Annotated in this window: 5 protein-coding genes and 16 tRNA genes; all 21 read right to left on the reverse strand. The window is 43.8% G+C overall.

What is annotated here, in order from left to right; genetic code table 11:
- Positions 1-45: 45 nt before the first annotated feature.
- Positions 46-1,596: an ABC transporter substrate-binding protein gene (locus tag HQN88_RS33010; RefSeq protein WP_173120299.1), complete on the reverse strand. Its 1,551-nt coding sequence runs from the start codon at positions 1,594-1,596 to the stop codon at positions 46-48.
- Positions 1,597-1,670: 74 nt separating this feature from the next.
- On the reverse strand, positions 1,671-2,615 hold the full coding sequence (locus HQN88_RS33015; RefSeq protein ID WP_056618820.1) for a carbohydrate ABC transporter permease: 945 nt from the start codon (positions 2,613-2,615) through the stop codon (positions 1,671-1,673).
- Between the two features lie 15 nt (positions 2,616-2,630).
- On the reverse strand, positions 2,631-3,614 hold the full coding sequence (locus HQN88_RS33020) for an ABC transporter permease (protein ID WP_173120301.1): 984 nt from the start codon (positions 3,612-3,614) through the stop codon (positions 2,631-2,633).
- A gap of 249 nt (positions 3,615-3,863) precedes the next feature.
- Complete coding sequence (locus HQN88_RS33025; RefSeq protein WP_173120303.1) at positions 3,864-5,471, reverse strand: response regulator; 1,608 nt, start codon at positions 5,469-5,471, stop codon at positions 3,864-3,866.
- Positions 5,464-7,227, reverse strand: coding sequence for a sensor histidine kinase (locus HQN88_RS33030; RefSeq protein WP_274318816.1), 1,764 nt, complete (start codon positions 7,225-7,227; stop codon positions 5,464-5,466). Before HQN88_RS33030 ends, HQN88_RS33025 begins: the two co-directional genes overlap by 8 nt.
- Positions 7,228-7,439: 212 nt before the next feature.
- Positions 7,440-7,518: transfer RNA gene (locus tag HQN88_RS33035), tRNA-Leu, on the reverse strand.
- A 17-nt stretch (positions 7,519-7,535) separates the two neighbouring features.
- Positions 7,536-7,624: transfer RNA gene (locus HQN88_RS33040), tRNA-Leu, on the reverse strand.
- A 12-nt stretch (positions 7,625-7,636) separates the two neighbouring features.
- A tRNA-Cys gene (locus HQN88_RS33045) sits at positions 7,637-7,710 on the reverse strand.
- Positions 7,711-7,720: 10 nt separating this feature from the next.
- Positions 7,721-7,795 (reverse strand) — tRNA-Gly (locus tag HQN88_RS33050).
- A gap of 8 nt (positions 7,796-7,803) precedes the next feature.
- Positions 7,804-7,875: transfer RNA gene (locus HQN88_RS33055), tRNA-Gln, on the reverse strand.
- A gap of 22 nt (positions 7,876-7,897) precedes the next feature.
- Positions 7,898-7,970 (reverse strand) — tRNA-His (locus HQN88_RS33060).
- A gap of 24 nt (positions 7,971-7,994) precedes the next feature.
- Positions 7,995-8,068, reverse strand: a tRNA-Trp gene (locus HQN88_RS33065).
- A 12-nt stretch (positions 8,069-8,080) separates the two neighbouring features.
- Positions 8,081-8,162 (reverse strand) — tRNA-Tyr (locus tag HQN88_RS33070).
- A 9-nt stretch (positions 8,163-8,171) separates the two neighbouring features.
- Positions 8,172-8,247 (reverse strand) — tRNA-Thr (locus HQN88_RS33075).
- Positions 8,248-8,263: 16 nt separating this feature from the next.
- Positions 8,264-8,339, reverse strand: a tRNA-Phe gene (locus HQN88_RS33080).
- A gap of 20 nt (positions 8,340-8,359) precedes the next feature.
- Positions 8,360-8,436 (reverse strand) — tRNA-Asp (locus HQN88_RS33085).
- 12 nt (positions 8,437-8,448) lie between these two features.
- Positions 8,449-8,525: transfer RNA gene (locus HQN88_RS33090), tRNA-Met, on the reverse strand.
- Between the two features lie 56 nt (positions 8,526-8,581).
- Positions 8,582-8,654 (reverse strand) — tRNA-Val (locus tag HQN88_RS33095).
- A 14-nt stretch (positions 8,655-8,668) separates the two neighbouring features.
- Positions 8,669-8,743, reverse strand: a tRNA-Glu gene (locus HQN88_RS33100).
- 15 nt (positions 8,744-8,758) lie between these two features.
- Positions 8,759-8,850: transfer RNA gene (locus tag HQN88_RS33105), tRNA-Ser, on the reverse strand.
- Between the two features lie 3 nt (positions 8,851-8,853).
- Positions 8,854-8,929, reverse strand: a tRNA-Asn gene (locus HQN88_RS33110).
- Positions 8,930-9,121 lie beyond the last annotated feature (192 nt).

The following is a 9,121-nucleotide window of genomic DNA, read 5'->3' on the forward strand; positions in this document are numbered from 1 at the left end:
AGCCAAGACTCATTGCTGAGTCCGGCTCCTTCTACATAGAACGTTTTATTTCTTCGAAGCTGCTAAGAAAGCATCCAATTGCTTTTGCTTTTCAGCTATGATTTTATCAATCCCTGCTGCTTTCATTTTATCTTGATATTTCGGCAAGGAAGCATCCATATCCACAGAACCCGTATCCATCGCTGCATCGAATTCTTTGCCTACGTTAACTGCTGCAGCCACTTGTGTTTTAACGGGCTCGGAGTCGAACGTAAAGCCTAAACCTGGTGATTTTTTACCCGATTTATTGAACTCTTTGAATTTATCCCATTTCTGTGGATCTTCATTATCATACAAGTAGTTCAAGAATTGGTTTCCGAACTGCCATGCAGCTCCTGGTGCATAATTTTTGCCTGCATCTGTTGCTTTAATAATGTTGTCAGACACTTTCGTGTAATGCGTGCCTTCGATACCGAAGTTGATCAAATTGTTCAATTGTTTATCCGTGTGCAAAAGATTAATCACCATCATCGTACGAGCTGGATCCTTCGAAGTTACGGAAATACCTAGCATGGAACCCGCTGTGTCGCCAGTAGAAATGGTACGTGGTGTCAACTCGATTTGACCAAGCTTGCCTACCAAGTTCGTTGCATTCGCAAGTTCACTGTCTTTACCTGGTTTCAATGAAGATGTAATCATGAACACATTACCGGATTTCAAAGCATCTTGACCCGACAATTGTGTCGTAGCCGCATCTTTATTGATATAGCCTTTTTGCATAAAATCACGTGTTAATTTCAAAATTTCTTTGTAACGCGGTTGATCCCATTTCGGAATCACTTTTGTATCTGTGCCATCTTTCATAATAACACCTGGAATCGTGCTGTCACCCAGATAGTCATACTGTGCCAAATAGTGCGCATTCAGGTTATCCCCGTCACGCAGGAAGAAAGCTGTCATTTCTGGCTTTTTCTCTTTAACTGTTTTCAGTACATTAGTCAGATCTGCCATCGTCTTCACAGCCGTCATATCAATGCCTAACTCTTTGGCGATATCGGAGCGATACACAACCCCACCGGAAGCTGCAAGTTCTTTATTCGTTGGTACACCATAGTTTTTGCCGTTGATTTTTGCACCTTGCAAGAACGCTGGATCTAAGGAGTCCGTGATACCTTTTCCATATTGACCAATCAAATCATTCAGCGGCATCAACGCACCTTTACCCACATTGACAGCGTGACCATTCCATTGTGCGGTGAAAAGAATATCGAACTCTTCACGAGAAGCGATCATTAAGTTCGTTTTGTTATCCCATTGACCCCAGTCGATTGGCATTAATTTGATCGTTGCATTGATTTTTTCTTTCAAAACCTTGTTCATCGCTTCTTCTACTTTGGCTTGATCCGGTTGTGGTGTCCCAGGATAGACTAGTTTCACTTCATAAGGCTTCAAATCTGTTGTAGCTGCTTTCGTTGCAGCAGGTGCTGTACTTGTTGCTGGTGCTGGAGTAGCACTTGCTGCAGGCTCTGGTGTACTCTTCGAACAGCCCGCCAAGGTAAGTGATAACGAAAACGTTAAGGTAAGAAGTGCAAGCGTGCTTTTTTTCAAAGCTTTCATTGATGGATTGCCTCCCTTTATCTCAATTCTTCTTATATGCTAAACCAGTCTACACTGGTACAAGCCGTGTTTAACTATCCTTTTATTGCTCCAACCGTTAAGCCTTTCTTAAAATACTTCTGGAAGAATGGATACGCGAACACGATCGGTCCTATTCCCAGTACAGCCATCGCCATACGGACGGTTTCCGTTGGTAGTTGTAGCATGCCCCCTGCTTGGGATAAACCTTGACTCGCCTGCACATTCGAAGTTAAGAACTGAATATCCAGCATTGTTTTGTACATCATGAACTGCAGATTGATGTTTTTGCTGCCAGAAATGAACACCAGACTGAGGAACCAGTCATTCCAATAGTTCAGCACTTGAAACAAACCAACGGAAGCCAATACCGGTAAAGAGAGTGGAATAATAATTTGACTAAAAATCCGAACCTCACCGGCTCCATCAATCTTCGCTGCTTCAATTAAAGGCATCGGAATCGAATTCGCAAAGAATGTCCGAAGCAATAGGACGAAGAACGCGGAGACTAACAAGGGCAGCATAAGTGCTGCGATCGTATTTTTCAAATCCAGCATCTGGGTATAGACAAGATACCATGGAACGAGCCCACCATTGAACAACATCGTGAAAAACATGAAGAAGGAAAAGAAACTTCGATGTGGAAAATCACTTCGCGAGATCGGATACGCATAAAGTGACATCATCACTAAACTAATCGCTGTTCCTACCGTTGCTAGAAAGACCGAGATTCCGAAGGAGCGCAGGATTTGATGCCAATCCTTGAACATGAACTTATACGCTTCCAAACTCCAAGCTTCTGGTATGAAATTGTAGCCATGTATGAGAACTCCCTTTTCATCTGAAAAGGATACGATGATTACCAAAACCAGAGGCATTATACAAGCTGCGGTATATATCCAGAAGAACACGTTAACCAACAAATTCGCTGTAGGCGTTAATTCATTTGGTCCTCGTTTCCTGGCTATCCGTTGTTTACGTACTGAAATTGCTTCACTCATGACAGCCACTCCTTCTTAAAATAGTGCATTCTCTTTGCTTACTTTTCTAACAAATAAGTTCGTAACTAGAACAAGTAGGAAGCCCACTACGGCTTGGTACAAACCTGCTGCAGATGACATTCCGATATCCCCCATCGTTAGGAACGTTTGATACACATACGTATCAATAACTTGTGTGGTCGGAAATAAAGCGCCTGCATTTTTGGTTACTTGGAAGAATAAACCGAAGTCAGCATAGAAAATTCTACCTACTTGAAGCAATGTCATTGTAATCATGACCGGCATAATCAGCGGAATCGTGATCCGTTTGACTTGCTGCCATTTATTCGCTCCATCGATTAGAGCCGCTTCATAATACTCATGATCAATCCCTATGATGGCTGCCATATAGATGACCGTATAGTACCCTAGATTTTTCCATGTGTTCACAATCGGTAGAATGACCGTCCAATATTTCGGCTCTGTATACCAATCAATCGGCTCTATTCCTAATTTAGGCAGAAGCACTGTATTTACGAAACCATGCTCGGCACCCAAGAATGCGTAGACTAGATAGGCTACACACACCATGGAGAGGAAGAATGGCAGAAACATCGTGCTTTGATGAAACTTCGATAGAAATTTGCTGCGCATCTCATTAAACATAATAGCCATTGCAACCGCGATTACCAAATTCAATACGATGAAAACCAAATTATACGAGATCGTATTTCGAGTAATGACCCACGCAACCTCACTAGAGAACAAATACTTGAAATTATCGAAGCCCACCCATGGACTTCCTAGAATCCCTTTTGTGTAGTTCACATTTTTAAAAGCAATCAGAACACCCGCCATGGGGATGTAGTTGTTAATGATGAGCAACAATGCTGCTGGTGCCATCATCACATAGAAGATCCAGTATTTGCGAACCGTCCATAGAAAGTTTGATTGAACCCTAGTTCGTTTGGTAGTACGTATAGGGGCTGCCTGCGCTGCCGTATTTGGAGTATCGTTCATCTTTTATTTTGCTCCCCTTTCCATTCAATCCGCTTGCAACCTCTCTCTTATAGGTTCATTGTAAATTGTTTGGAAATAATTCTCTATCTTCGTAGTGACCGAATAAGCACTTCTGTGACATTCGTCTACACCTTGATTTGCGTTCCATATCTCCCAGGAAAACATAAAAAACTACCCATTCCTGGGTAGCTCTTTGCTTTGTTAACTTATATTGTTCTGTACCCCTAATTCCATGCCTGCCTCAGAATCTCATCCTCCCTGAAAGTTCTTTCGGTACTCTTGTGGGGAAAGTCCTGAATACTTCTTAAACATTTTCGCGAAAAAGGAGAAATGTGAATAGCCAGTTTGCTCCGCTACATAGCTGATCTTATCGTTGGTTTCCGCAAGCAGTTTCATCGCTTTCTCCATCCGAACCTTTAGACTATACTCCGAGATGGAAAGCCCCGTTTCTTTCTTAAATAAACGCGATAAATAGGCCGGGTTGAGAAACACTGAAGCCGCCAATTCCTCTCTGCTAAGCTCTTCCTCCATATGTTCGTCAATATATTGGCATACCTTTGCAGTAACCGCTGAGACACCTTTCAGATGGCTATTCATGTAGTCACAACTTACTGTAGCGATGCGAACCGCCCAATTCCTCAGTTGATTTAAAGATCGCGTCGCACTGCTATAGTCCTGCAGCTCTTGATGAGGGAGCATATCATGTACAGCTAATCCTTTTTTGTGCAAAACATGATACACCACATGCAACAGCCCATAATAGAAAGCCTCAACCGTTTCGGAGCCCACGTCATCAGTCTTCTGTAGACGATCAATATTCTCCTGAATGCGAGCTACAAGCTCCGCCTTCTTTCCAGACTCAAGCAGCACAATCCAGTCGGAAAAGGTTGGCGCCTGCGGTTTATTCAGAAGCGGCTGATCCGTTTCATTGTTCAAAAGTACACAGTTACTCCTCGTCACATTGTTCCGCTCATTCTGAAATAGATCGGCCACTTTCGCCGTTAGTTTAAGTAAAGGCGTTTCCTCGCCTACATAGCAGGACAAACTGCACTGAAAATAACGGTGACAAGCACTAATATAAGCCTCGCACTTCGCTTTGATGTCAGGTAGAGATAGTTCGCTTTCTTCAGCAACATACAGAAGAACTAAAGATGAACCATTCTCTTGAATGACACATCCAGCCTGCTCCACAACAATGATTTCAGCAGCCGCTTTTCGAATCGCATACTCCATGATTTCTTCATCTCTTGCATTCAGCTCTTCCTTCCAGTGTTCCACACTTATCAGGATAGGTAAGATCCTACTCGTCATCTCCAATGGGATTTCATACATCTGGAAATTGCGAGTCAATCGCTCCTCATTTGCAGGTATTTTCCCGCTCAACAGCTCCTGCCAGAACTTTTCAACCAACGTAGGCAACTCATTGACCCAGTGACTGTAATACATCTTATATGTTTCATGAAAATCAGACTGCTCCTGATCTTCTTTAATCTTCTCAATGGCGAGTTTTACAATGTCTTGCAGCCGATCGTGATCCACTGGCTTTAAGACATAATCAAAACTCCCTAAACGAACAGCCTGCTGCGCATATTCAAAATTCGCATGACCTGTTAAGAAAATCGTCTCCGTTTGGGGCGAATGCGTACGTACCCACTCCTGCAGCTGCAAGCCATTGGCGCCAGGCATTTCAATATCCGAGATCATGATGTCAATTCGATTCTGAGATAACACCTGCTTGGCTTCATTCACATCCAGCGCTTCAAATATTTGACCAATCGGAAACGGCTCCCAATCGATTCCCACTGTTATTCCTTTTACCGCGATCTTCTCGTCATCCACAACTAATAAGTTAAACATCCTTCTCCGTCCCTTCCACAATGGGGGTGTGAAGCGGCAGCCTAATTTGAACCAAGGCCCCTCTCTCCGGCTTATTTAGAAATCTCAGCGCAACTCTATTCCCATAGTTCATTTGCAACCGATGCCGTACGTTCCATATCCCAAGGTGCTCATCGCCCGATTGGTCCAAATACTGAGCTGAATTCAATTGCTGCAGCATTTCTGGTTGAAACCCATCCCCGTTATCGCTAATCGACAGCAGAAAGAACTCCTCAGGCGCTTCTGGATCTTGCTCTGCTTTCACTTGAATGACATACATACCGTACTGCTTCGTAAACCCATGGATTACTGCATTCTCTACAAATGGCTGTACAATTAGCGGCGGAATAGCGTATTGGCTGTATGTCTCTGGCAATTGGATGTCAAACGTCAAATTGTCTGGATATCTCATCACTTGAATCTCCAAATAATTTCGAATATGATCGATCTCATCCTTCAGTGTCATCGTTGTCCGATTCGTACGCATAATAAAACGGAAATAATCGGCCAGATGCAAAGACATCTTCTGAACGGATTTCGTATCTTTTAACGCCGCGAGGTTATAAATAATATTTAAACTGTTCATATAGAAGTGAGGATTAATTTGTACCTGCAAATGCTTGAATTCCGCCTGCTGTACGCGGATCTTCTCCTCATAGACCGAAATCTTCAAATTCTCTATCTGATCCACCATGTTGTTAAAAGTAGCGATCAGAAAGGCAAACTCCGTCGAACTGCCTTCATGTAACCTAACTGACAATTCCCCTTGAGCAATCTTCCTCATTCCACGAATTAATTGCATCAATGGCTTGAATAAAATGCGCTGCACATAGAGGAGATAGATACCTAGTACAAAGGCTCCGCCCAATGGTAAAAAGTAGATCAACAACTGCAAATATGGCAAATTCTGCAGCATATTTTTCTCGGCAATGATGAGCTCAAATTCTAATTCTGCATGTGAGGAGGCTTCCCGCACAATCAAAAACTGCTGATCAAGCTCCTTATCTTTGACAATTTGAAAGCCAGAGCTTTTGGATGTAATTTGATCACTGATGTTCTGATACCTTTGTAAAGGGAAATAGTTGTTTGTTAACGTAGTCCCATCTGGAGACACCACAGTAGTTCCTCCACCTTCGCCAGTGTCCCACTTGCTAAGCGGTTCAACCATACTGCTCATTTTAATGAGAATACCGCCTGACAGCCCTGCGCCTAAATCCTTATTAATTTTCATCAAATAGTGATCGCCATTCGTTCCCTTCATAATGAGCCAGTTACCATTCGAACTGTCGTTCGGACGACTCTTCGAATTTTCCACAATGAATTGTTTCACCGTCTGAACACGATCATAGTAATACGTATTTTCCCTTGTAGAAACGAGTAGATCCCCCGTCGTATTCGAAAAGACGAAAAATGTATTAACCAAATTGTATATATCTAGTTGTCGGGTTAACTTATTGAACAAACGCTGTTTCGCCAGCACGTAATCGTCCGATTCCAAGGGGTACAAGTTCATATTAATGACATCAGGATCACTATAGAGATGGAATAAATAATTATCGAATTCTTTGAGTGTATTATCCGTATCCTCCACATACTGCTGCAGAAGCTTATTATAGTTTTGAGAAATTTGATCCCTTACCACATTCATGGAATACACATTATTAAAAATCAGAAACAAAACTAAGGGAGCAACCACCAGCACAAACCCAATAAAAATCTTAAACCTAACCGAATTCACAATATTCAAAGGGTCCCCGCCTCATATGTCGTATTTGGGAATGAACTTCCATTGTAAGCGTTCCCTTCTTATTTTACTATCTGTAAAACACATATACATAGCATTTTAAATACAATGTATGCGGAAGTAATTTGACCTCTCTTCTGTTACATAAGTGGACAGAAAAAAAGCCTATGAAATCATAAGATTTCATAGGCTTTCTCTATTCGTTATACCGGCAAGAGGACTCGAACCTCCACCCTTTCGGACTCGATTTTGAGTCGAGCGCGTCTGCCATTCCGCCATGCCGGCATAAACTTGTAAAACAATGGTGCCGAAGACCAGACTTGAACTGGTACGGTAGTCACCTACCGCAGGATTTTAAGTCCTGTGCGTCTGCCGATTCCGCCACTCCGGCTTATAAATTTTGTGGAGGCGCCACCCAGATTCGAACTGGGGGTAAAGCTTTTGCAGAGCTCTGCCTTACCACTTGGCTATGGCGCCTTAGTAATAATGGAGCGGAAGACGGGGATCGAACCCGCGACCCTCGCCTTGGCAAGGCGATGCTCTACCGCTGAGCCACTTCCGCATATAAAACTGGGGATCAAGGATTTGAACCTTGGCATGACGGAGTCAAAGTCCGTTGCCTTACCGCTTGGCTAATCCCCATTATGTTGCTTTGGTAATAATGGGCGGACGACGGGACTTGAACCCGCGAATGCCGGATCCACAAACCGGTGCGTTAACCCCTTCGCCACGACCGCCACAATATTAAGTTTCTTGCATTTTGGCAGGGGCAGCAGGAATTGAACCCACACCAAAGGTTTTGGAGACCTTTGTTCTACCCTTAAACTATGCCCCTGCATAAAGAAAATGGAGGCTGATGGATTCGAACCACCGAACTCGAAGAGAGCAGATTTACAGTCTGCCGTGTTTAGCCACTTCACTAAGCCTCCACAAAGCAATGGTGCCGTCGAGAGGACTTGAACCCCCAACCTACTGATTACAAGTCAGTTGCTCTACCAGTTGAGCTACAACGGCTTATTAAATTTTTAAATGGTGGCTTTGGACGGAATCGAACCGCCGACACGAGGATTTTCAGTCCTCTGCTCTACCGACTGAGCTACAAAGCCTTACTAGTTGAATGTGATAATGGCGGAGCTGACGGGATTCGAACCCGCGGTCTCCTGCGTGACAGGCAGGCATGTTAGGCCACTACACCACAGCTCCACATTCATTATTTGGTTGCGGGGGCAGGATTTGAACCTGCGGCCTTCGGGTTATGAGCCCGACGAGCTACCGGGCTGCTCCACCCCGCGTCATTAAGTATAAGTCACGTTTCCTATTAAATCAAGTCTTTCATAAGGAAAAGTGATGGAGGCTGACGGGATCGAACCGCCGACCCTCTGCTTGTAAGGCAGATGCTCTCCCAGCTGAGCTAAGCCTCCATGGGAAGTAAAAATGGTGACCCGTAGGGGACTCGAACCCCTGTTACCTCCGTGAAAGGGAGGTGTCTTAACCACTTGACCAACGGGCCTTACTAGAAAGATTGTGGCGGAGAGAGAGGGATTCGAACCCTCGAGACGCTTGTGACGCCTACACGATTTCCAATCGTGCTCCTTCGGCCAGCTCGGACACCTCTCCATATGGCTCCCCGAACAGGACTCGAACCTGTGACAACTCGATTAACAGTCGAGTGCTCTACCAACTGAGCTATCAGGGAATAGAAACATGGAACTATCAAGGATTTATTCCTTGAAAACTAGATACGAAACTTCAACGTAAGTAATATTTGGTTTTCTAGCAGAGAGACTTTAATCTACGATTAAAGATCCCTATATATGGTTAAGCCCTCGACCGATTAGTATTCGTCAGCTGCATACGTTGCCGCACTTCCACCTCGAACCTATCAACC

Source organism: Paenibacillus qinlingensis, assembly GCF_013204845.1.
Classification (GTDB): Bacteria; Bacillota; Bacilli; order Paenibacillales; family NBRC-103111; genus Paenibacillus_E; species Paenibacillus_E qinlingensis.

What these genes read in the sequence shown, in the direction of transcription:
- HQN88_RS33010 (WP_173120299.1), bottom strand. Translation starts at nt 1,596, where the DNA reads ATGAAAGCTTTGAAAAAAAGCACGCTTGCACTTCTTACCTTAACGTTT.
- HQN88_RS33015 (WP_056618820.1), bottom strand. Translation starts at nt 2,615, where the DNA reads ATGAGTGAAGCAATTTCAGTACGTAAACAACGGATAGCCAGGAAACGA.
- HQN88_RS33020 (WP_173120301.1), bottom strand. Translation starts at nt 3,614, where the DNA reads ATGAACGATACTCCAAATACGGCAGCGCAGGCAGCCCCTATACGTACT.
- HQN88_RS33025 (WP_173120303.1), bottom strand. Translation starts at nt 5,471, where the DNA reads ATGTTTAACTTATTAGTTGTGGATGACGAGAAGATCGCGGTAAAAGGA.